Annotated in this window: 22 protein-coding genes and 1 pseudogene; 8 read left to right on the forward strand and 15 right to left on the reverse strand. The window is 70.8% G+C overall.

Translation table 11 applies throughout. The features are described 5' to 3' along the window. Nucleotides 1-6: 6 nt before the first annotated feature. The 3 genes and pseudogenes from ACIRD7_RS01650 (at nt 7) to ACIRD7_RS01660 (ending at nt 3385) form a co-directional block, all read left to right on the forward strand. Nucleotides 7-843, forward strand: a complete 837-nt coding sequence (locus ACIRD7_RS01650; RefSeq protein WP_403448269.1) for a carbohydrate ABC transporter permease — start codon at nt 7-9, stop codon at nt 841-843. Then, the gene (locus ACIRD7_RS01655) at nt 843-2126 is read left to right on the forward strand and encodes an ABC transporter substrate-binding protein (protein WP_403448271.1); all 1284 of its coding nucleotides are present in this window, start codon (nt 843-845) and stop codon (nt 2124-2126) included. The genes ACIRD7_RS01650 and ACIRD7_RS01655 overlap by 1 nt, the downstream gene beginning before the upstream one ends. A 19-nt stretch (nt 2127-2145) precedes the next feature. Beyond that, a pseudogene (locus ACIRD7_RS01660) lies at nt 2146-3385 on the forward strand (glycosyltransferase). 55 nt (nt 3386-3440) lie between these two features. Here the strand turns inward: ACIRD7_RS01660 and ACIRD7_RS01665 are convergent. Beyond that, nucleotides 3441-5708: an MMPL family transporter gene (locus tag ACIRD7_RS01665; RefSeq protein ID WP_403448274.1), complete on the reverse strand. Its 2268-nt coding sequence runs from the start codon at nt 5706-5708 to the stop codon at nt 3441-3443. A gap of 340 nt (nt 5709-6048) precedes the next feature. On the opposite strand from ACIRD7_RS01665, the gene ACIRD7_RS01670 reads away from it, so the two are divergent. The 5 genes from ACIRD7_RS01670 to ACIRD7_RS01690 all read left to right on the forward strand — a co-directional run bounded on the left by ACIRD7_RS01670 (nt 6049) and on the right by ACIRD7_RS01690 (nt 9239). Continuing rightward, the gene (locus tag ACIRD7_RS01670) at nt 6049-6597 is read left to right on the forward strand and encodes a DUF1697 domain-containing protein (RefSeq protein WP_403448277.1); all 549 of its coding nucleotides are present in this window, start codon (nt 6049-6051) and stop codon (nt 6595-6597) included. Beyond that, nucleotides 6590-6967 carry a DUF4440 domain-containing protein gene (locus ACIRD7_RS01675; protein WP_403448280.1) on the forward strand — a complete coding sequence of 126 codons (378 nt, stop codon included), beginning with the start codon at nt 6590-6592 and terminating at the stop codon, nt 6965-6967. The genes ACIRD7_RS01670 and ACIRD7_RS01675 overlap by 8 nt, the downstream gene beginning before the upstream one ends. 2 nt (nt 6968-6969) lie before the next feature. Then, on the forward strand, nt 6970-7986 hold the full coding sequence (locus ACIRD7_RS01680; RefSeq protein WP_403448283.1) for a ketopantoate reductase family protein: 1017 nt from the start codon (nt 6970-6972) through the stop codon (nt 7984-7986). An 89-nt stretch (nt 7987-8075) separates the two neighbouring features. Then, entirely contained in the window at nt 8076-8366 is a 291-nt protein-coding gene (locus ACIRD7_RS01685; protein ID WP_403448286.1) for a hypothetical protein, read from the forward strand. 3 nt (nt 8367-8369) lie between these two features. Further along, a complete protein-coding gene (locus ACIRD7_RS01690; protein ID WP_403448288.1) occupies nt 8370-9239 on the forward strand; it encodes a GNAT family N-acetyltransferase in 870 nt (289 codons plus the stop codon). A gap of 8 nt (nt 9240-9247) precedes the next feature. Here ACIRD7_RS01690 and ACIRD7_RS01695 read toward each other — a convergent pair whose 3' ends face one another. The 14 genes from ACIRD7_RS01695 to ACIRD7_RS01760 all read right to left on the reverse strand — a co-directional run bounded on the left by ACIRD7_RS01695 (nt 9248) and on the right by ACIRD7_RS01760 (nt 22094). Next, nucleotides 9248-9988, reverse strand: a complete 741-nt coding sequence (locus ACIRD7_RS01695; protein WP_403448291.1) for a sirohydrochlorin chelatase — start codon at nt 9986-9988, stop codon at nt 9248-9250. A gap of 7 nt (nt 9989-9995) precedes the next feature. After that, entirely contained in the window at nt 9996-10889 is an 894-nt protein-coding gene (locus ACIRD7_RS01700) for an ABC transporter permease (RefSeq protein ID WP_403448294.1), read from the reverse strand. Next, on the reverse strand, nt 10876-11664 hold the full coding sequence (locus tag ACIRD7_RS01705) for an ABC transporter ATP-binding protein (RefSeq protein WP_403448297.1): 789 nt from the start codon (nt 11662-11664) through the stop codon (nt 10876-10878). Before ACIRD7_RS01705 ends, ACIRD7_RS01700 begins: the two co-directional genes overlap by 14 nt. 36 nt (nt 11665-11700) lie before the next feature. Further along, entirely contained in the window at nt 11701-12801 is a 1101-nt protein-coding gene (locus ACIRD7_RS01710; RefSeq protein WP_403448300.1) for an aliphatic sulfonate ABC transporter substrate-binding protein, read from the reverse strand. Nucleotides 12802-12929: 128 nt separating this feature from the next. Then, the gene (locus ACIRD7_RS01715) at nt 12930-14264 is read right to left on the reverse strand and encodes a sulfate adenylyltransferase subunit 1 (RefSeq protein ID WP_403448302.1); all 1335 of its coding nucleotides are present in this window, start codon (nt 14262-14264) and stop codon (nt 12930-12932) included. Between the two features lie 2 nt (nt 14265-14266). Next, nucleotides 14267-15214, reverse strand: a complete 948-nt coding sequence (cysD, locus tag ACIRD7_RS01720; RefSeq protein ID WP_403448304.1) for a sulfate adenylyltransferase subunit CysD — start codon at nt 15212-15214, stop codon at nt 14267-14269. Beyond that, nucleotides 15211-15747, reverse strand: a complete 537-nt coding sequence (cysC, locus tag ACIRD7_RS01725) for an adenylyl-sulfate kinase (RefSeq protein WP_403451607.1) — start codon at nt 15745-15747, stop codon at nt 15211-15213. Before cysC ends, cysD begins: the two co-directional genes overlap by 4 nt. Before the next feature lie 36 nt (nt 15748-15783). Further along, nucleotides 15784-16494, reverse strand: a complete 711-nt coding sequence (locus tag ACIRD7_RS01730) for a phosphoadenylyl-sulfate reductase (RefSeq protein WP_403448306.1) — start codon at nt 16492-16494, stop codon at nt 15784-15786. Then, a complete protein-coding gene (locus ACIRD7_RS01735) occupies nt 16491-16670 on the reverse strand; it encodes a hypothetical protein (protein ID WP_403448310.1) in 180 nt (59 codons plus the stop codon). Before ACIRD7_RS01735 ends, ACIRD7_RS01730 begins: the two co-directional genes overlap by 4 nt. Then, nucleotides 16667-18364, reverse strand: a complete 1698-nt coding sequence (locus ACIRD7_RS01740; protein ID WP_403448313.1) for a nitrite/sulfite reductase — start codon at nt 18362-18364, stop codon at nt 16667-16669. The genes ACIRD7_RS01735 and ACIRD7_RS01740 overlap by 4 nt, the downstream gene beginning before the upstream one ends. 128 nt (nt 18365-18492) lie before the next feature. Then, a complete protein-coding gene (locus ACIRD7_RS01745) occupies nt 18493-18576 on the reverse strand; it encodes a putative leader peptide (protein ID WP_349817346.1) in 84 nt (27 codons plus the stop codon). 126 nt (nt 18577-18702) lie between these two features. Beyond that, nucleotides 18703-19275, reverse strand: coding sequence for a GNAT family N-acetyltransferase (locus tag ACIRD7_RS01750; protein ID WP_403451609.1), 573 nt, complete (start codon nt 19273-19275; stop codon nt 18703-18705). Between the two features lie 71 nt (nt 19276-19346). Next, entirely contained in the window at nt 19347-20636 is a 1290-nt protein-coding gene (locus tag ACIRD7_RS01755; RefSeq protein WP_403448316.1) for a hypothetical protein, read from the reverse strand. 168 nt (nt 20637-20804) lie between these two features. Then, nucleotides 20805-22094, reverse strand: a complete 1290-nt coding sequence (locus tag ACIRD7_RS01760; RefSeq protein ID WP_403448318.1) for a GAF domain-containing protein — start codon at nt 22092-22094, stop codon at nt 20805-20807. Nucleotides 22095-22154 lie beyond the last annotated feature (60 nt).

Consider the following 22154-nt stretch of genomic DNA (forward strand, 5'->3'; position numbering starts at 1 on the left):
CTGGGTATGAGGACCAGCCGCGCCGGTCGCGCCGGACAGTACGCCGCTCTGCTCGCCTACCTCCTCTTCCTCGCCCTGCCCTTCCTCTGGCTGATCTCCACCGCCTTCAAGCCCCCGCGCGAGCTGGGCAGTCTGCACCCCACCTGGATCCCGAAGGACCCCACCCTCGCCAACTTCCGGCAGGCCTTCGACGAGCAGCCCCTGCTGCACGCCGCGCTCAACTCCCTGATCGCCGCGCTCGGCGCCGCCCTGATCGCCGTACTCCTCGCGACCCCGATGGCGTACGTCATGGCCCGCCGGCACCGCGGCCCGCTCGCGCGGGCGGCGACCGGCTGGGTGGTCGTCAGCCAGGCGTTCCCGCTGGTGCTGGTGATCATTCCGCTGTTCCTGGTTCTGAAGAACCTGCGGCTGATCAACTCGATGCCGGGGCTGATCCTGGTGTACGTGGTGTGGGCGCTGCCGTTCGCGCTGTGGATGCTCGTCGGATACGTCCGTGCCGTGCCGCCGGAACTGGAGGAGGCGGCGGCGGTCGACGGGGCCGGGCGCCTGAGGACGCTGGTGTCGGTGACCGCGCCGCTGCTGGCGCCCGGGATCGTGGCGACGGCGATGTTCGCGTTCGTCACGGCGTGGAACGAGTTCTTCTTCGCGCTCGTTCTGCTGAAGACACCCGAGAAGCAGACCCTGCCGGTCGTCCTCACCCACTTCATCGGCGCGGAGGGGGTCGCGGACCTCGGCCCGCTGGCCGCCGCCGCGTTCCTCGCGACGCTGCCCTCGCTGGTGGTGTTCGCGGTCATCCAGCGACGGATCACGGGCGGCATGCTCACCGGGGCGGTGAAGAACTGATGCGTGGAAGAACGCTGGTGAGCTGTTCGGTCCTCGCCCTGCTGCTCGCCGGGTGCGGCGGCGACGGCGGTGACCGCGCGGACGGCCGGATCACCCTGCGCTTCCAGTCCCTGGCCTGGCAGGAGGAGTCCGTCCAGGTCAACCAGGAACTGGTGAAGGAGTGGAACGCCACCCATCCGGACGTCAAGGTCGAGTACGTCCAGGGAAGCTGGGACGGCGTCCACGACCAGCTGCTCACCTCCTTCGAGGGCGGTGAGGCCCCCGACATCATCCACGACGCCTCCGACGACCTCGCGGACTTCGCGTACGGCGGCTATCTCGCCGATCTGACCGACCTGCTGCCCGAGCGGCTCAAGTCCGACATCCCGCGGCGCAGCTGGGAGACGGCGACCTTCGGGGACGGGATCTACGGGGTGCCGTTCCTGCAGGAGCCGCGGGTGCTGATCGCCAACGCGACCTGGCTGAAAGAGGCGGACGTACGTATCCCGACGCCCGAACATCCATGGAGCTGGGCGGAGTTCGAGGCGATCACCGACAAGCTCGGCGGGGACGGCAAGTACGGCGTCGCCTGGCCGCTCAAGGAGCCCGTCTCCGCCACGCTCAACCTGTCGCTGTCGTCCGGCGGACAGCTCTTCCACCGCGGCGCCGACGACAAGGTGACCGTACGCTTCGAGCCGGCCGACGAGGTCATGCCGCGTACCGTTCGCGATCAGGTCAACGCCGACCACAGCGCCTCGCCCACGACCCTCGGCAGCGGCGGCTCGGACACCCTGCCCGGATTCTTCGGCGGCAAGTACGCGATGGTCCCGCTCGGCTTCTCCTACCGCCAGCAGATCGTGCAGCAGGCGCCGAAGGGCTTCGACTGGCAGGTGCTGCCCGCCCCGGCCGGCGCCGACGGCCTCACCCAGGGCGTCAGCCCCCAGACCCTGTCCATCGCCGAGGACAGCCCGCACCAGCGGGAGGCCGCCGAGTTCATCGACTTCCTGCTCCGCCCCGACAACATGGTGCGCCTGGCGCTCGGCGACTGGATGCTGCCCACCGGGACCTCGGCGCTGAAGGACCCCGCCCTGCACACGACCAAGGACGACTGGGACATCGGCACCGCCCTCGCCACACATCTCCGCTCGGCGCCCGCGCAGTCGGTACGGGGCTATCCGGAGTGGAAGGACAAGGTCGCCACGCCCGCCTTCCAGGAGTACTACAGCGGCGCCATCGACCTCGAGGAGCTGCGCGAACGGCTGGAGGAGGACGGGAACCTGGTGCTGGCGCGCTACCAGCGCTGAGGCCCCGCGGAAAAGCACGTTGCACGAGACGTCTCGTCTCGACTAGCCTCACCATCATGACCAGTCCCGCTCACATCGCCATGTTCTCCATCGCCGCCCACGGTCACGTGAACCCCAGCCTCGAAGTGATCCGCGAGCTGGTGGCGCGCGGGCACCGGGTCACCTACGCGATTCCGCCGGCCTTCGCCGAGAAGGTCGCCGAAACCGGTGCCGAGCCCAAGCTCTGGCACTCCACGCTGCCCGGCCCCGACGCCGACCCGGAGGCCTGGGGGAGCACCCTGCTGGACAACGTCGAACCGTTCCTGGCCGACGCGATCCAGGCCCTTCCGCAACTGATCGAGGCGTACGACGGGGACGAGCCGGACCTCGTCCTGCACGACATCACCTCCTACCCGGCCCGCGTCCTCGCCCACCGCTGGGGCGTGCCCGCGATCTCGCTGTCGCCCAACCTCGTGGCCTGGGAGGGCTATGAGGAGGAGGTCGCCGAGCCGATGTGGGCGGAGCCGAAGCGGACCGAGCGCGGGCAGGCGTACTACCGGCGCTTTAACGCTTGGCTGGAGGAGAACGGCATCACCCGGCACCCCGACCCGTTCGCCGGCCGCCCCGACCGCTCGCTCGTCCTCATTCCGCGCGCCCTCCAGCCGAACGCCGACCGTGTCGACGAGTCGGTCCACACCTTCGTCGGCGCCTGCCAGGGCGACCGCACCGCCGAGGGCGACTGGCGGCGCCCGGAGAGGGCCGAGAAGGTCGTCCTCGTCTCGCTCGGGTCCTCCTTCACCAAGCAGCCCGCCTTCTACCGGGAGTGCGTGCGTGCCTTCGGTGATCTGCCGGGCTGGCACGTGGTCCTCCAGGTCGGCCGGCACGTCGACGCGGCCGACCTCGGCGACGTACCCGCGAACGTCGAAATCCGGTCATGGGTCCCGCAGTTGGCGATCCTCAAGCAGGCCGACCTGTTCGTCACCCACGCCGGCGCCGGCGGCAGCCAGGAGGGGCTGGCCACGGCCACGCCGATGATCGCCGTACCGCAGGCCGTGGACCAGTTCGGCAACGCGGACATGCTCCAGGCGCTCGGCGTCGCCCGGCACGTACCGACCGAGGAGGCCACCGCCGAGACGCTGCGCGAGGCCGCGCTCGCGCTCGTCGACGACCCCGAGGTCGCGCGGCGGCTGAAGGGCATCCAGGCGGAGATGGCCGAAGAGGGCGGTACGCCGCGTGCGGCCGACCTCGTCGAGGCGGAACTGCGCGCGGCCAGGGCATGAGCGAGGGCCCGTCGGTTCCCCCGGAACCGACGGGCCCTCTGCGGGGCGGGCGGGGTCAGACCGGCACCCGCTCACCCTCGTCGTCCCGCGCGGCCCCCCGGGTCACCGCCTCCGGCGCCTCGTCGTGGGTCAGGTCGGGCAGGCGGTGCAGCCACTTCGGCAGGTACCAGTTGCGCTCGCCCAGCAGGGCCATCACCGCGGGGAGCAGCACACCCCGGATGATCGTCGCGTCGATGAGGACCGCGGCCGCGAGGCCGACGCCCATCTGCTTCATGGACTGCATGGACAGCGTGCCGAAGATCGCGAACACGGCGACCATGATGACCGCGGCGCTGGTGACGACACCGGCCGTGGTGACCACGCCGTGCTGGATCGCGTCCTTCGTCGTACGGCCGCGCAGCCGCGCCTCGCGGATCCGCGAGACCACGAAGACGTGGTAGTCCATCGACAGGCCGAACAGGATCACGAAGAGGAACAGCGGCAGCCAGGTGATGATGGCGCCGACGCCCTCCGCGCCCACCAGGGACGCTCCCCAGCCGTGCTGGAAGACGGCGACGAGGATGCCGTACGCCGCACCCACCGACAGCAGGTTCAGCACGATCGACGTGGCGGCGATCGTCAGCGAGCGGAACGACAGCAGCATCAGTCCGAAGGCGAAGACCACGACGAAGGCGAAGACCGGGATGACGGATCCCGCCAACTGGTCGTTGAAGTCCTTCGAACCGGCGACCTGCCCGGTGATCGGCGCCTCGACACCGTCCACCTTGCCCAGCGTGGCCGGGCGCACGTCGTCACGCAGCTTGTCCAGGCTCGCGCCCGCCTTGTCGAGGTCGGAGCCGCCGACCAGCGGGACGTACACGAAGGCGATGTTCTGCTCGTCGTGCAGCTTGATCTCGACCGGGCCGCGCGAGGCGCCCGAAGTGATCGCCCGGTCACGGAAGTCGGCGAGCGCGGACTTCACCTCGGGAGCGTTGATGTCGTTCGCCTTGACGACCACCTCGGCCGGCTCGGAGCCGCCCGGGAAGGCCTCGTTGAGCCGGTTGTACGTCTGCACGATCGGCAGCGAGTCGCCGAACTCCTTGTCCAGGGTGAGCTGCTGGGTCTTCATGCCGAGCGCGGGAGCCGCGATGGCGAGCAGCGCACCGGCCGCGACGACGACCGAGATGACCGGCCGGGCGAGCACGCCCTTGAGCACGGCGGTCCAGAACCGGCTCTCGCGGTTGCCCTGTCCCCGGTTGCGGCGCAGCTTGCTGTCCGGGTGCAGGAAGGGGATCTTCCCCTTCTCGACCCGCTCGCCCAGCAGCGACAGCAGCGCCGGCAGCACGGTGACCGAGCCGACCATCGCGACCGCCACGACCATCAGCGAAGCCAGGCCCATCGCCTCGAACTCGGCGAGGCCGGTGAACAGCATGCCCGCCATCGCCACGCACACCGTGACACCGGAGACGATGATCGCGCGGCCACTGGTGGCGGCCGCGACGCGCAGCGCGGTCTGCGGGTCCCGCCCGGCCTGGCGCTCCTCGCGCTCACGGCGCAGGTAGAACAGGCAGTAGTCGACGCCGACGGCCAGACCGACCAGTAGCATCACGGAGTTGGCGGTGTCACTCATCGGCATGACGTGGCTGACGATGCCCATCAGGCCCATCGTCGCCATGATCGCGGTGACCGCGAGGAGCACCGGCAGCAGGGCCGCCACCAGCGCGCCGAAGGCGATGAGCAGAATGCCGAGGGCCACCGGCACCGCGGAGTACTCGGCCTTCTGGAAGTCGTCCCCGAACGCGTCGTCGAACGTCTTCATCATGCTCGCGCCGCCGATCTCCTCGATCCGCAGCGACCCGTGGTCCTTCTGGACCTCCTCGACGGCCTTCAGCACCGGCTCCACGCGCTCACCCGCGGTGTCCGACTCCCCGCGTATGTCGAACTGGACCAGCGCGCTGCGCCCGTCCTTCGAGATCGTCTGCGTGTCGTACGGCGATGTCACGTCCGCGACCTTGCCGGTGCCCTCGACCGCCTTGACGACCGCGGCGACGGCGCTGCGGAACTCGCTGTCGGTGGCCTTGACCGAGGCGTCCTTGGACTGGATCAGGACGGTCTCGCCGGCCGGCTCCTCGATCCCGGCGTCCTCGATGATCTTGGCGGCGGTGTGGGTCTCGCCCTTCAGCTGGTCGCTGTCCTTGACGTCGACCCGGCCGGCCGCCGAACCGAGCCCCATAGCCAGGACGACGAACAGCACCCAGATGCCGACGGCAGCCCATCGGTGCCGGGCGCTCCAGCCGCCGGCGCGGGCGGCGAGACCTCGTACCCGCGTATCTCCGTTCACCATGACGGGCTTGCCCCCTTGGATTGCGGTGGCGGCCCCCTGCCGCCTCCTCACGTTTCGAAGGTATGGGCCGGATAAAGCCATCTCGTCGTGCTCTTCGGTGAAGTGCGGGGGCCGGAACTCATCCCCTCGGCCCCCGGGCTCTCCCCACTGGGGAGGATGAGGGTCCCTTACATCTATCCGGCCGGGTCGGGGACGAAGATCAGGGGCCGCCGGGGAGGCTGATCGGAGGGAAGAGCTTGTGTTTCGTGCTGACCGGTAAGTAACTTACGGCTTCCGGCCGTCGTGCCCGCCCCCACTGGGCACGACGGCCGGAAGCGTCGGGTCGTCTTAAGGTGGCCGGATGACGACGACGTATGCGGCGCTGCTACGCGGAATCAACGTGGGCGGCAGCAGAAAAGTCCCGATGGCCGACCTGCGCACCCTCATGACGGGCCTCGGCCTGGACGGCGTACGCACCTACCTCCAGAGCGGGCAGGCCGTCTTCGCCTCCGACCACGGCGACGAGGACTCCCTCGCCGCCGAGCTCGCCTCGGCGATCGAGAAGCACTTCGGCTTCGACGTGGACGTGATCGTGCGCGACCACGCCTACCTCAAGGCCGTCGTCGACAACTGCCCCTTCCCGGCGGCCGAGTTGGAGGCCAAACAGCTCCACGTCACCTACTGCTCCGCCCCGCTCGAAGCCGAGCGCTTCGCGGAGATCGACCAGCCCGCCTACCTCCCGGAGGAGTTCCGGCTCGGCGACCGCGCGCTGTACCTGTACGTCCCGAACGGCCTCGGCCGCTCCAAGCTCGCCGAAATTCTCTCGCGACCCCGGCTGAACAAGGGTTTGATCGCCACCAGCCGCAACTGGAACACCGTCGTGAAACTCGTGGAGATGACCGGTGACTGATCTGTCCACCGCCGCCGTGGAAGCCGCCGTGCAGGGCGAACTGCGCCTTCTGCGACCGGAGGTGCGTTCCTCCCCGGAACTGCTCGCTGAGCTGCTGCACCCCCGGTTCCGGGAGTTCGGAGCGTCGGGACGGGACTGGGACCGGACGTCGATCATCGAATCCCTGCTCGCGGGCGAGGACCCCGGTCCCCGGCCGGTCGTCGTGTCACGGATGGAGGGCGTCCAGCTCGCCCCCGACCTCGTCCACCTCACCTTCGACACGGAGAACAACGGCGGGCGCGCACACCGCAGTTCGCTGTGGCGGCGCACGGACGGCGCATGGCAGATGTACTTCCACCAGGCGACGCCGTTCCGCGTCGAAGGAGAGTGACCTTGCGTTACGTCATCATCGGTGCCGGAGCCGTCGGCGGAGTCATCGGCGGACGGCTCGCCGACGCGGGACGTGACGGGGTTCTGGTCGCCCGGGGAGCCCACTTCGAAGCCCTACGGGATCACGGGCTGCGGCTCAGGGTGCCCGAGGGGGAGCTGAGCCTCCGGCTGCCGGTCGTCGACGGGCCCGCCGGGCTCGGGGAGCTGCGCCCCGACGACGTTCTCGTCCTCGCCGTGAAGACGCAGGACAGCGTGGCCGCACTGCAGAGCTGGGGCCCGGCCCCGGTCCAGGGCGGCGGTACGGCCGCCGAGCGGCTGCCGCTGGTCTGCGCGCAGAACGGCGTCGAGGGCCAGCGCCTCGCCCTGCGCCTGTTCCGAAGGGTCTACGGCGTCTGCGTCTGGCTGCCGTCGACGTACGTCGAACCGGGCGTCGTCTCCGCCGCCGGCAGCCCCCTCACCGGCATCCTGCACCTCGGGCGCCACCCGCACGGCACCGACGAGACCGCCCGCCTCATCGCCGCCGACCTGGAGAAGTCGCACTTCGAGGCGCCGGTCGTCGCGGACGTGGCCCGCTGGCAGTACGCCAAGCTGCTGTCCAACCTCGGCAACGCCCTGGAGGCGGTGACCGGCCCCGTCGACAGCGAGGAGGCGACGGCACTCTTCCGGCGCGTGCGGGCCGAGGGCGTGGCCGTGCTCGACGCCGCCGGGATCGCGTACGCGAGCGCAGAGGAGCAGCAGGCGGTACGGGGCGACAAGGTCACCCTCGTCCCCCTCGACGGCGCCCCGCGCGGCGGCGGCTCCTCCTGGCAGTCCCTCACCCGTGGCACCGGCACCATCGAGGCCGACTACCTCAACGGCGAGATCGCCCTGCTGGGCCGCCTGCACGGCGTGCCGACACCGCTGAACGAACTCCTGCAACACCTCGCCGACTCCTTCGCGCGCGAGCGCCGGGCACCCGGATCGATGCCGGTGGCGGAGCTGGTGCGGCTGGCCGACGAGGCCGTTGTCAACACGGGCTGATCATCCGACTGGAGCTCGCCCCAAGTCCGGGACAAGGAAGGTGGGTTGTCCCTAGGGTGATCGGCGCGAACCCCATGGGAGGCGGGACAGTGAGCACCTACGACATCAGCGACATCGACGGTCCGTCCGAGAACGGCGCCGACCCGGCCGCGGTGCTGCGCCTCGCGGAGCGGCTCGTCGAACTGCTGGGCATCGAGGCCCCGGCCCTCGTCCCGAAGGGAGTCGTCGTCCGGGACGAGCTGCACCACGCCATCCACGACGGCCTCCCCGCCAACCGCGGCCGCATCCGCTTCGCCCTGGAGGCCATCCGCATAGGCGTGGCAGCGGGCAGCGGCAGCCTGGCCCTGGTCCAGCGGATCGACCGGGTGCTCGGGGTGTGAGGCGTGCGCCCGGACGACTGGCACCTCACTGACGACGTCCACGAATTCCTCGCCCTGGCCGGGGACTTCCTGTGCTCACGCCCCGCCCTGCACACCACGCCGTTGACGGTGACGGAGAAACTGCGCACCGGCGGGGCGGACGCGGAGGCCGCCCTGTTCGGGCGACTGGAGTCGGGTGGCGAGGTCCGCGCTGTCTTTTACCGCCTTCGATCCCGCCGCCTGACCCTCACCACCCTCGACCCGGAGCAGGCCGACACCCTCGCCGCCGACCTGGCCGGCCTCGGCCACCGCCTCTCCGGCGTCACCTCGGACCACGAGACCGCGACCGCTTTCGCCGCGTCGTGGCAACGGCAGACCGGTGCGGTGCCGGCACGCGACTGGCGGGCCCGGCTCTACCGGCTAGGCACGCTCACCCCGCCGGAACCGGCCGCCGAGGGCCGCGGACGCCCCGCGAGTGGGCCGGACCATGAGCGACTCGTGCGCTGGTGCCGCGAGTTCTGCGTCGACGTCGGCGAGCAGGTCTCCATCGACGCCGGCTCCTGGGCCGGCACCCGCTTCGCCGACAAGCACTTCACCTTCTGGGAGGCCCCGGACGGCACTCCCGTCTCCATGGCGGGCTCGACGTCGATGGTCGGCGGCATGATCCGGGTGGATCCCGTCTACACGCCGGCCCGCCTGCGCGGGCGCGGTTACGCCGGCGCCGTGACCGTCGCGGTCAGCAGGGCCGCGCTGGCCGCGGGCGCCACGGACGTCGTCCTGTTCACCAACCCGGACAACCCCACCAGCAACGCCCTCTACCAGCGGCTCGGATACACCCCGGTCACCTACTTCACGGGCTACGGGTTCTCCGACGCGGCACCGAAGGCCCGCTGAGGAAGGACTCAGGCCCCGACCGCCGCCAACACCGGCACCCGCGCGGCGTCATACCGCTCCAGCAGCACCCGCGCCACCTCGGGCGCAGGGCCGAGCACGTCGGCCAGGACGTCCGCCTCGGCCGCGCCCCGCGCGATGCGGTCCGGGAGGAAGCCCGGTGCCAGGACGTACGGCGCCACGGCCACCCGCTCGCAGCCGAGGTCGCGCAGCTCACGGACCGCGTCCTCGGTGCGGGGAAGGGATGCGGAGGCGAACGCAGGCCGCACGGCGCACCAACCGGTGTGCCGCCACTCCCGCGCGATTTCTGCGATCACTGCGATCGCCTCCGGGTCGGTGGACCCCGCCGAGGCCAGCACGACCCCGGTCGAGGACTTGTCGGCGGGCGTCAGTCCCGCCTCGTACAGGCGCCGTTCCAGGGCCGAGAGCAGGAGCGGTGACGGGCCCAGCACCTCCGCCTGCCGGATCCGCAGGCGGCGCGGCGCGTCCCGCAGGACCGCCGGGATGTCCGCCTTCGCGTGGAAGGCGCGCGTCAGCAGCAGCGGCAGTGCCACGACGTCCCGGACGCCCTCCGCCGCCAGCGACTCCAGCACTCCCTGCACCGACGGGATGTTGAAGTCCAGGAAGCCGGTCTCCACCCGTACGTCCGGGCGCAGCGAGCGCACGCGTCGTACGAGGGCGTGCACCGTCGATGCATGCCGTGGGTCACGGCTGCCGTGGGCGATGACGAGAAGTACCGGTTTCACGGACATCGGAATCTCAGCTCCTTGCCAGCAGACCGCGGCTGCGCAGCACCCACCGCTCCAGCGGGCTGAAGATCAGCAGGTCGATGGCGATGCCGACGATCAGGATGAGCAGGATGGCGAAGAAGACCATGGACATGGAGCTCGTGTTGCGGCCGTTCTCCAGCAACTGGCCAAGGCCCACGCCCAGGTCGGGGGAGGAGGCGATGATCTCCGCGGCCATCAGCGACCGCCAGGAGAAGGCCCAGCCCTGCTTCAGACCGGCCAGATAGCCGGGCAGCGCGGCCGGCATCACGATGTGCCAGGTGCCCTTCAGGCCCGTCGCACCGAGCGTGCGGCCCGCGCGCAGGAACAGCGGCGGCACCTGGTCGACGCCGGAGACCAGGCCGTTGGCGATCGAGGGGACCGCGCCGAGCAGGATCACCGCGAACATCATCCGGTCGTTCAGCCCCAGCCAGATGACGGCCGGCGGCACCCAGGCCACCGACGGCAGGGACTGCAGGCCCGACAGGATCGGGCCGATCGCGGCGCGCACGAACCGCACCCGCGCGACCACCAGGCCGAGCGGCGTACCGATGGCGAGCGCCAGCAGGAAGCCCAGCAGACCGCGCGAGACGGACGTCCAGATGTACTCGTGGAGGGTGCCCTCCAGCCATGACTCGCGCAGCTCGCCCCACACGTCGGCCGGCGCCGGCAGCTTGGTCGGGTCGTCGGCGACACCGGTCGACACCAGGAGCTGCCAGACGCCCAGCACCAAGGCGATGGCGACGACCGGCGGCAGGATCTTCCGGGTCAGGGTCTTGCGGAACGGCGTACGTCCCGTCTGGACCGTCTCCAGGGCGTCCAGGCCCGCTTCGAGCCCGGCGAGATCGTTGCCGTCCTTGCTGACGGTCGTCTCAGTGCTGGCCATGGCGGCGGATCTCCCCACGCAGTTCTTCGGTGATCTCCCGGGACAGCTCCGCGACCTCGGCGTCCTCGATGCGGCGCGGCTGCGGAATGTCCACGGTCCACTCCCGCGCGACCCGGCCCGGACGGGACGACAGCAGGACGACGCGCTCGGCCAGACGGACCGCCTCACGCACGTTGTGCGTGACGAACAGGACGGAAACCCGCGTCTCGCGCCAGATGCGGGTCAGCTCGTCGTGCAGCACGTCACGCGTGATCGCGTCCAGCGCGGCGAACGGCTCGTCCATCAGCAGCAGCCTGCTGTCCTGGGCGAGCGCGCGGGCCATGGCGACGCGCTGGCGCATACCGCCGGACAGCTCGTGCACCCGCTTGCCGTACGCGCCCTTCAGCCGGACCAGTTCGAGGAGTTCCTCGGCGCGCTCGCGCCGCTCCGCCTTGGCGACCCCGCGCAGCTTCAGGGCGAGCTCGATGTTCTTGCCCGCGGTCAGCCACGGGAAGAGGGCGTGCTCCTGGAACATCAGCGCCGGTCGCCCGTCGGTCGTGATGCCGCCCGCGGTGGGCTCGTCCAGCCCGGCCACCAGGTTCAGCAGCGTCGACTTGCCGCAGCCGGAGGCCCCGAGGAGGGTGACGAACTCGCCCGGTGCGACATCGAGCGTGATGTCGTCGAGGACGAGCTGCTGCCCGGCGGGGCCGGCGAAGGACTTCGAGACGTGCTCGATCCGCGCGGCGTGCTCCACGGACGCGTCCGTGGCAGCGGCCTTGGCGAGGGCTGTTGCCATGGTCGTCACCTCCTGGGATGTCTCGGAACGGGATGCTTACTCGGCGCCGAGTCCGGCGTCGTCGACCTCGGTGCCGCCCTCGGCCTTGAGGACCTTGTTCAGCGGCGCGAGGTCGTAGATGCCGGTCAGGTCCGGCTTGCGCAGCAGCCCCGCCTTCACCGCGTGCTCGGCCTCGGTGTCCAGCGTGGCGGCCAGCGGGTCGTCGGTGACCTGGATGGACTGCCACGCCGGGTCGATGACGTCGGCGGGCAGCGGCTTGCCGGTGTCGGCCTCGAGCTGCGCGTTCGCCGCGGCCTTCGCCTCGTCCGGATGGGCGGCGATCCACTTGTTCGCCTTCACCGAGGCGCGCAGCACGGCCTCCACCGCCTGCGGGTGGTCCTTGAGGAAGCTCTGCGACACGATCACGTTCGTGATCACGAACTTCTTGCCGGGCCACAGGTCGGCCTCGTCCAGCAGCACCTTGCCGCCCTCGGCGACCAGCTTGGAGGCGGTCGGCTCGGGCACCCACGCGCCGTCGACCGAACCTGACTTGTAGGCGTCCGGCGTGATCTTGTTGTCCGTGCGGACCACCGACACGTCACCCTGACCGCTCTCGGCATCGACCTTCCAGCCCTGCTCGGAGACCCAGTTGAGGAACGCCACGTCCTGGGTGTTGCCGAGCTGCGGGGTGGCGATCCTCTTGCCCTTGACGTCCTTCAGGGACTTGATCTTCTCCGGGTTCACGACCAGCTTCACGCCGCCCGAGGCCGAACCGGAGATGATCCGCAGGTTCTTGCCGTTCGCCTTGAGGTAGCCGTTGATCGCGGGGGAGGGCCCGATCCAGCCGATGTCGAGGGACCCGGAGTTCAGCGCCTCGATCTCCGACGGACCGGCGTTGAACGTCGCGTACTCCGCCGTGGTCCCGCCCAGCTCCTTCTGGAACAGCTCCTGGTTCCTGCCGACCAGCGCGGTGGCGTGGGTGAGGTTCCCGAAGTAGCCGATCCGCACCGAGTCCAGGCCGTCCACCTTGGGCGCCCCGGCGACGGCCTGCTCGGTGTTCTCCTTGGCCTGCGAGCCGTAGCCGCAGGCCGCGAGGGCCAGCAACGGCAGCGCGGCCAGGACGGCGAGCGTCCGTCGCGGGTCGGGGGTGGCAGGCACGGGAAGGGTTCCTCTCGGTGGCCCGGCGCTCACGCCCTTACCAGGTCGTGGCCGGGAGGTCGGCAGTTCGTCCGGAGCGGCGTGCGTACGGCGCGCGCGGGTCCGCGCACCGGCAACCGGCGGTCATGTCAGAAGTCCCACCCGTCGTCCTCGGCCTCGTCCTTGACCGGCTCCGGCGAGGCGAAGGACTCGCCGACCATGCCCGCGGTGAGCGTGGTGCCGTCGCTGGGGTCGATCAGGATGAACGAGCCGGTGCGGCGCGAGTCGGCGTAGGAGTCGACCGGCAGCGGCTCGGCGGTGCGGATCTTCACCCGGCCGATGTCGTTGGCGACGAGCTGCCCCGGGTGCGGGTGCAGGGACAGGTCGTCGAGCGTGAGCCGGGACGGGATGTCCTTGACGATCGCCTTGACCGTGCGCGTGCCGTGCTTGAGCAGCACGCGGTGGCCCACGGTCAGCGGCGCGTCGGCGACATGGCAGACGGTGGCCTCGATGTCCTGCGTGGTCGCGGGCGCGTCCTTGGTCGGCACGATCAGATCGCCGCGCGAGATGTCGATGTCGTCCTCCAGCAGGACGGTCACCGACTGGGTGGTCCACGCGATGTCGACCGGCTCGCCGAGCAGGTCGATGCCGGAGATCCTCGACGTACGGCCCGACGGCAGCACGGTCACCGACTCGCCGACGCGGAACGAACCAGCGGCGATCTGGCCGGCGTAGCCCCGGTAGTCCGGGTGCTCGGCGGTCTGCGGCCGGATGACGTACTGCACGGGCAGCCGGGCGTGGCAGTGGCTCAGGTCGTGGCTGACCGGGACCGTCTCCAGGTGCTCCAGGAAGGTCGGTCCGCCGTACCAGTCCATGTTCGCGGACGGGTCCACCACGTTGTCGCCGGCCAGCGCCGAGATCGGGATCGCGGTGATCTCCGGGACGCCCAGTTCGAGCGCGTACGCCGTGAACTCCTCGGCGATCGCGGCGAACACGGACTCCTGGTAGTCGACCAGGTCCATCTTGTTCACGGCCAGCACCACGTGCGGGACGCGCAGCAGGGCCGCGATGGCCGCGTGCCGGCGGGTCTGCTCGACGACGCCGTTGCGCGCGTCGACCAGGATCACCGTCAGCTCGGCCGTAGACGCGCCGGTGACCATGTTGCGGGTGTACTGCACATGGCCCGGGGTGTCGGCGAGGATGAAGCGGCGCCGGGGCGTGGCGAAGTAACGGTACGCCACGTCGATCGTGATGCCCTGCTCGCGCTCGGCCCGCAGACCGTCCGTGAGCAGCGCGAGATCCGGCGCGTCCTGACCGCGGCTCGCGGAGGCGCGCTCGACGGCCTCCAGCTGGTCGGTGAGGATCGACTTGGAGTCGTGCAGCAGCCGGCCCACCAGGGTGGACTTGCCGTCGTCGACGGAGCCCGCGGTGGCGAACCGCAGCAGCGTGGTGGCCGAGAGCTCCTCGGTCGTGGTCGTGCTCATGCTTAGAAGTACCCCTCGCGCTTGCGGTCTTCCATCGCGGCCTCGGAGAGCTTGTCGTCGGCGCGGGTGGCGCCGCGCTCGGTGAGCCGGGACGCGGCGATCTCGGTGATGACCTGCTCCAGCGTCACGGCGTCCGAGTCGACGGCACCGGTGCAGGACATGTCGCCCACGGTCCGGTAGCGGACGAGCCGCTTCTCGACCGTCTCGCTGTCCTTCGGCCCGCCCCACTCACCCGCGGTGAGCCACATGCCGGCCCGCTTGAAGACCTCACGCTCGTGCGCGAAGTAGATCTCCGGCAGCTCGATGCCCTCGCGGGCGATGTACTGCCACACGTCCAGCTCGGTCCAGTTGGACAGCGGGAACACGCGCACGTGCTCGCCGGGGGCGTGCCGGCCGTTGTACAGGTTCCACAGCTCGGGCCGCTGCCGGCGCGGGTCCCACTGGGAGAACTCGTCGCGCAGGCTGAACACCCGCTCCTTGGCCCGCGCCTTCTCCTCGTCCCGGCGCCCGCCGCCGAAGACCGCGTCGAACTTCTCGCTCTGGATCTTCTCCGTCAGCGGCACCGTCTGCAGCGGGTTGCGGGTGCCGTCCGGGCGCTCCTTGAGCACACCCCGGTCGATGTAGTCCTGCACGGACGCGACATGCAGCCGCAGGCCGTGCTTGGCGACCGTGCGGTCGCGGTAGTCGAGGACCTCGGGGAAGTTGTGCCCGGTGTCGACGTGCAGCAGCGAGAAGGGGATCGCCGCGGGGGCGAACGCCTTCAGCGCCAGGTGCAGCATGACGATGGAGTCCTTGCCACCGGAGAACAGGATCACCGGCCGCTCGAACTCGCCCGCGACCTCGCGGAAGATGTGGACGGCCTCGGACTCCAGCGCGTCCAGGTGCGAGAGGGCGTACGGCGAGTCCGTGCCATCCTCGCCCCCCTTCACCGTGGCGACGGTCGTCGTCATGCCAAACCCCTTTCGCTGAGCAGGGCGTACACCGACGCCGCGGACTCCTGCACGGTCTGGTTCTGGGACTCGATGCGCAGGTCCGGCGTCTCCGGCTCCTCGTACGGGTCGTCGACGCCCGTGAGACCCGTGAGCTCGCCCGCCGCCTGCTTGGCGTACAGACCCTTCACATCGCGTACGGAGCACACGTCGACCGGCGTGGCCACGTGCACCTCCAGGTACGCCGTCCCGCCCTCCTGGTGGCGCTTGCGCACCGCCTCACGGCTGTCGGCGTAGGGCGCGATCACCGGGACGAGCGCCTTGACGCCGTTACGGGCGAGCAGTTCGGACACGAAGCCGATGCGCTGCACGTTGATGTGGCGGTCCTCGCGGCTGAAGCCGAGGCCCGCCGAGATGAACTCGCGGATCTCGTCGCCGTCGAGCACCTCGACGCGGTGGCCCTCCTCGCGCAGCCGGCCGGCCAGTTCGTACGCGATGGTGGTCTTGCCGGCGCTCGGCAGACCCGTGAGCCAGACGGTGGCTCCGCTCGTCACGTGGTTCTCCAAATTCGCAAGGGAGTCGGTCATGGGTCAGCCGTGCAGCCCGCACTCGGTCTTGGCGCGGCCCGCCCAGCGGCCGGCGCGCGCGTCCTCGCCCTCCAGCACCCGGCGGGTGCAGGGGGCACAGCCGACGGAGGCGTAGCCGTCCATCAGCAACGGGTTGGTCAGGACGCCGTGTTCGGCGACGTAGGCGTCCACGTCGTCCTGGGTCCAGCGGGCGATCGGGGAGACCTTCACCTTCTGCCGCTTCTCGTCCCAGCCGACCACCGGGGTGTTCGCCCGGGTCGGGGACTCGTCGCGGCGCAGTCCGGTCGCCCAGGCCACATATCCCTTGAGGCCCCGCTCCAGCGGCTCGACCTTGCGCAGCCTGCAGCACAGGTCGGGGTCGCGGTCGTGCAGCTTGGGCCCGTACTCGGCGTCCTGCTCGGCGACCGTCTGGCGCGGGGTCAGCGTGATGACGTTGACGTCCATCACGGCCTCCACCGCGTCGCGGGTGCCGATGGTCTCCTCGAAGTGGTAGCCGGTGTCGAGGAACACGACGTCAACGCCGGGCATGGCGCGGGACGCGAGGTGGGCGACCACCGCGTCCTCCATCGACGAGGTCACGCAGAAGCGCTTGCCGAAGGTGTCCACCGCCCACTGGAGGATCTCCAGCGCGGAGGCGTCCTCCAGATCGCGGCCCGCCTGCTCGGCGAGCGCCTTGAGGTCGTCGGTCGTGCGCTCTTCCTGAATCGCGGTCATATCTCGTTTCCCCCTGCGTCTTTGGGCTGAAGCCCCCGGGCCAGCAGCCCGAGGAACTTCAACTGGAATGCGCGGTTGCACGCCGCGCATTCCCATGCGCCATGGCCCTGTTCACCCGGACGGAGGTCCTCGTCGCCGCAGTAGGGGCAGTAGAAGGGGGCGGCCCGCTCACTCACGACAGGGCCTCCTCGGAGGCGCGCGCGGCCCAGGTGGCGAACCGCTCGCCGTCCTCGCGCTCGTCCTGGAAGCGCCTCAGCACCCGCTCGACGTAGTCGGGCAGCTCCTCGGAGGTGACCTTCAGGCCACGCACCTTGCGCCCGAACCCGGCCTCCAGGCCGAGCGCGCCGCCCAGGTGCACCTGGAAGCCCTCGACCTGCTCGCCCCGGTCGTTCACGACCAGCTGGCCCTTGAGACCGATGTCCGCGACCTGGATACGGGCGCAGGCGTTCGGGCAGCCGTTGATATTGATGGTGATCGGCTCGTCGAAGTCCGGGATCCGGCGCTCCAGCTCGTCGATCAGCGCGGAGCCGCGCGCCTTGGTCTCGACGATGGCGAGCTTGCAGTACTCGATGCCGGTGCAGGCCATGGTGCCGCGGCGGAACGGGGAGGGCTTGGCGGTCAGGTCCAGTGCCTCCAGGGCCTCGACCAGCGACTCGACCTGCGCCTCCTCGACGTCGAGCACGATCATCTTCTGCTCGACGGTGGTCCGGACCCGGCCCGAGCCGTGGGCCTCGGCCAGCTCGGCGATCTTCGTCAGCGTCGCGCCGTCGACACGGCCGACGCGCGGGGCGAAGCCGACGTAGTAACGGCCGTCCTGCTGCTGGTGCACACCGACGTGGTCGCGCCAGCGCTCGACGGGGTCCGCGGGCGGCGGGCCGTCGACGAGCGCTCGCTTGAGGTACTCGTCCTCCAGCACCTGGCGGAACTTCTCCGCGCCCCAGTCGGCGACCAGGAACTTCAGCCGGGCGCGCGTGCGCAGGCGCCGGTAGCCGTAGTCACGGAAGATGCCGATCACGCCGGCCCAGACGTCCGGGACCTCGTCCAGCGGGACCCAGGCGCCCAGCCGGACGCCGATCTTCGGGTTGGTGGACAGGCCGCCGCCGACCCACAGGTCGAAGCCGGGGCCGTGCTCGGGGTGGTTCACACCGACGAACGCGATGTCGTTGATCTCGTGGGCCACGTCGAGCAGGGGGGAGCCGGAGATCGCCGTCTTGAACTTGCGCGGCAGGTTGGAGAACTCCTTGCTGCCGATGTAGCGGCTGTGGATCGCGTCGATGGCCGGGGTGCCGTCGATGATCTCGTCCGCGGCGATGCCGGCGACGGGCGAGCCGATGATCACGCGGGGCGTGTCGCCGCAGGCCTCGGTGGTGGACAGGCCGACCGCCTCCAGGCGGTTCCAGATCTCGGGCACGTCCTCGATCCGGATCCAGTGGTACTGGACGTTCTGCCGGTCGGTGATGTCCGCGGTGCCGCGCGCGAACTCCTGCGAGATCTCGCCGATCACGCGCAGCTGCTCGGTGGTGAGCCGCCCGCCGTCGATGCGCACCCGCAGCATGAAGTACTCGTCGTCCAGCTCCTCCGGCTCCAGAACGGCGGTCTTGCCGCCGTCGATCCCCTGGCGGCGCTGGGTGTAGAGCCCCCACCAGCGCATCCGCCCACGAAGATCGTTGGGGTCGATGGAGTCGAAGCCACGCTTGGAGTAGATCGTCTCAATGCGTGTCCGCACATTGAGACCGTCGTCGTCCTTCTTGAACTGCTCGTTGCCGTTGAGCGGGGTGAAGTGCCCCGCTGCCCACTGACCCTCACCGCGGTGACGGCTCACCTTGCGGCGGGGAGTCGCGGCGGCAGGCTTCTGCGGGGTGGCGGCCATGGTTGTTACGTCCTTCGGGACAGGCGGGAAAGCGGCTCTGACCTGCGCATACGTGCGCATGGGGAGACCTGCGCGGCATTGCGCGGGAATGAAGCGAAAAGTGAGAGATGTCGGGCGCTGCGAGACGGTCAGCGCACCGGACAGATGGCGCTGGACATGCGGCCGAGGTCGACGTGCCGCCGACTCACCAAGGCAATTCCAGTTCCAGACATGACGGAAGCGTGGCATGGCGATCTGGACAGAGTCCAGCATTGTCCGCCATGCGGACACCCGTGTCCCGAGGGTCGAGACAGGGGTGTCGTCGGTCACATGGCCGTATTGGGCCGTTTCTGCCCAGGTCAGGCTGGGTATGCCCCGGGCCACGGTCCGGGAGTCGCCACCTCGGCCTCCTCCTCGACCTTGGTGTCGAAGAGCTTGAAGCCACGGCGCTGGTAGTTGTCCATGGCGTGCTCCCCGTCCTTGCTGCAGGTGTGCAGCCATACCCGCTTCGTCGTCGCCAGTCCCGGCCAGCGGTCCGCCAGGTCCCAGGCGCGCGCGGCGCCGTACGCCAGCAGGTGGCCACCGATGCGGCGGCCGCGGAAGGCCGGGATCAAGCCGAAGTAGACGATCTCCACGACCCCGTCGTCCTGCGGCTCCAGCTCCACGTACCCCGCCGGCGTCCCCCGGTCGTAGGCCACCCACGTCTCGACCCCCGGACGCGCCAGGTGCTCCTGCCACCGGTCGTACGACCAGCCGAGCCGGTCGATCCACCGGATGTCGCCGCCGACCGACGCGTACAGGAACCGGCTGAACTCGGGGGAGGCCACCTCGGCACGGACGACGCGCACGTCGCCCCGCGGTGCCTGCGCCGGGAGCAGGTCGGTGGGCGCGGTCTGTTCCAGGGACCAGGTGGTCACGGCGATGTTGGGCATGTCCGTCAGGGAATCATCCGGGTGGCCGATCTGTCGATCGGCGTCCACGCGGGCGGTATCTCCGCCGGTGCCTAGCCCAGCGCCCGGTCGATCGACTCCAGCGGCAGCGCGAACAGCATCCGGCCCGACTGGGACCAGACCTCGCCGGTCGCCTCCCAGTACGACAGGGGGCCGACCCGTGTGCCCCAGCAGCGCGGGGCGTTCTCGTCGCCGCAGCGGGTCGCCTCGGCGCCGTCGCCGTCCTGGCGCCACAGGCTGCCGTGCCGGTCCGTGCTGCCGGGGGAGCGGCCCACGTACCAGTCGGCGCGGTCGGAACCATCCGCCCGGTGGGACAGGACGCCCGCGATGCCGGACGCCTCCGTCTCGTACGCCTCGACCGCGGACGCGGATCCGGTGGCGTCGGTGGCCAGCAGGCCGGGGCGCGCCGGGTCCTTGCTGAAGTCGTAGCGCCACAGGCGGGCCGGCCGGTCGCTGTCGGACGGCGTCGACTCGCTCGCGACCAGACTGTCGGGCGCCGTGCTGCGGTCGAGGGAGATCCCGCCGAGGCGGGGAGCCTCGCTGCCGCCGGTCATGCGGTACGAGCCGACGGCCGGCAGGACGAAGCGGTAGCCGTGCGCCGACCAGCCCCCGGCCACGCGGCCCACGTCCGTGCGCAGGACCGTGGTGCGCTGGACGCGGTTCATGTCGTACACGTACAGGCCGTCGCCGGCGGTGACCAGCAGCTTGTCCTGGTACCAGACCATGCCCGTCAGCCGGGAGGTCAGGGCGCGGTAGTCACGGCCGCCGTCCACCGGGACGACGAGGAGGGCCGATGCGTATCTGAGGTGGGCCAGGTCGTTCGCGTCGACGAAGGCGACCCGGGCGAGGTCCCGGTCGGCGCCCTGCCGGCTCCAGCCGGAGAGGATCACCCGATGGTCGTTCCACCAGCCGTCGTCGTCGGCGTCCCCCGAGGTGGTGACGGCTCCCGGCTGCCAGGCCCGGGTGTCGGCGGTGTCCCAGCAGTACGCGCGCGTGGCCGCCGGCGCCACCGGCAGCGCGGTGCGCTCGCCTGCCGTACAGCCACTCGCCGGGCGCAGGCTACGGTCGGCGGTTTCCAGAACGGCTCCGACGCCGACCGGCCGGCCCATCCCGGCGGAGAGTTCGTCGAGGGTGGCCTGCGGGACCAGCTGCTCCTGGAGGCGGAGCGCGCCGGTGTCGGCGGCCCTGGTGAGAGGCGTGAGCGCCCCGGGGTTGTCGCCGACCGTGGCCTGTGAGGCGCTGATCATCGTGGCGGCGGCGGTGAGGGCGAGGGCGGTTCCGGCCAGGAACGCGCGAACGGCCCGGCCCTGCTTGCGTCGACGGTGTCTGCCGCGGTGCTTCATCAAACCTCCCGAGGCGAGCCAACTGCGGCCATTGGTTTGTGCGTTGACCAAAGGAGCAGGTGGGGTGGCCCGTAGAGGGATGCTACGGCAGTCGAGCCCGGCTGCGGACTAAGACCCCGCAAATATGCGGGTCAAAACCTCGTGGATATAGGGAAGAAAGGTTAGAAGTCAGGACATCTCGGCCGAGATCCTGCCCCGCACCACCGCGGGCGCCGTCGAGTACGGCAGCAGATCGCGCGGGTCCTGCGGCAGCAGCACCTCCACCTCCGCGTCCTCGCGGAAGCGGTACGGCCGGTGCTCCAGGAACGCGCCCAGGTAGCGCCGCACCCGCGACATCTCGGCGCGTACCGTCACCGTACGGCCCGGGTCGCCGAACATGTCCTCGGCCAGCCCCGCCGCGCTGCGGCCCGCCCGGTGCAGGGCCAGCAGATAGAGCAACTCGGCGTGCCGGGGGCTCAGTTCATGACTCCACGACCCCGCCCCGCCGGACACCGTCACCGACCAGCGGCGCGGCTGCGCCAGATCCAGCGCGATCCGCGTCGCCCCGGGCGGCACCGGCTCGTCCGCCGGCCGCAGCAGCCACCCGCCCGCCAGCGGCTCCACCCAGCACGACCCCAGCGGCGGCAGCCAGCGACGCCCCGGAGACAGTGCCTTGGGCAGCGCGGTCCGGTTCGTGTACGGCATCCCGGTCACCGCGGCCGTCCAGCCGTCCCGGTCCACCACCAGCGCCCGGCCGGTCAGCCGCGCCAGCACCGGCGCCGCCACCGCGCGCAGCCGCTCCAACGACGTCAGATGCAGCTCCCGCAGGCGGGCCTCGGCGAGCTTGGCCACCGAGTCGACCCAGGCCAGCGTGGCCGGGTGCATCGTCTCCAGCGGCCCGCTGACATCGACCACGCCGAGCAGCCGGCCGTCCCGCGGATCCGTGATCGGGGCGCCCGTGCAGGTCCAGGAGGTCTGCGAACGCTGGAAGTGCTCGGAGGCGAAGACCTGTACGGGTCTGCGCACCACGACCGGGGTGCCGATGCCGTTCGTGCCGACGACGTCCTCCCGCCAGTCGGCGCCCAGTTCGAACCCCAGGCTGTCGGCCTTGCGCAGCACGGAGGGGCTGCCCTCCCGCCACAGCACCCGGCCCTCGCCGTCGGCGACCACCATGATGTGGTGCGCGACGTCGGCGACCGACAGAAGGCCCTCGCGCAGCACAGGCAGCACATGCCGGAGCGCGGTGCCCTCCCGGCGCCGCTGCACCTCCTCGCGGGACAGCAGCCCCGAGCGGAAGTCGTGGTCCGGGTCGACACCGCTGCGCAGCATCCGCTCCCAGGACCGCTCGATCACCGGGCGCGGCGCCACGGGCGCGCGCTGTCCGGACAGCGTGGCGGCGCGGACCTCGCTCAGCACGCGCGCCGCCCGCGCCGAGTCCACGGTGGCCAGTTGCGTCACATCCGTCGGCGAGAGCGCCAAGGGTCCTCCCGGCAGAAGAGGTCTCATCCTGACTGTGCGTCTCATTGTGCGTGTCTCATA

This window comes from Streptomyces sp. NPDC093568, from assembly GCF_044764945.1.
Taxonomy (GTDB): Bacteria; Actinomycetota; Actinomycetes; order Streptomycetales; family Streptomycetaceae; genus Streptomyces.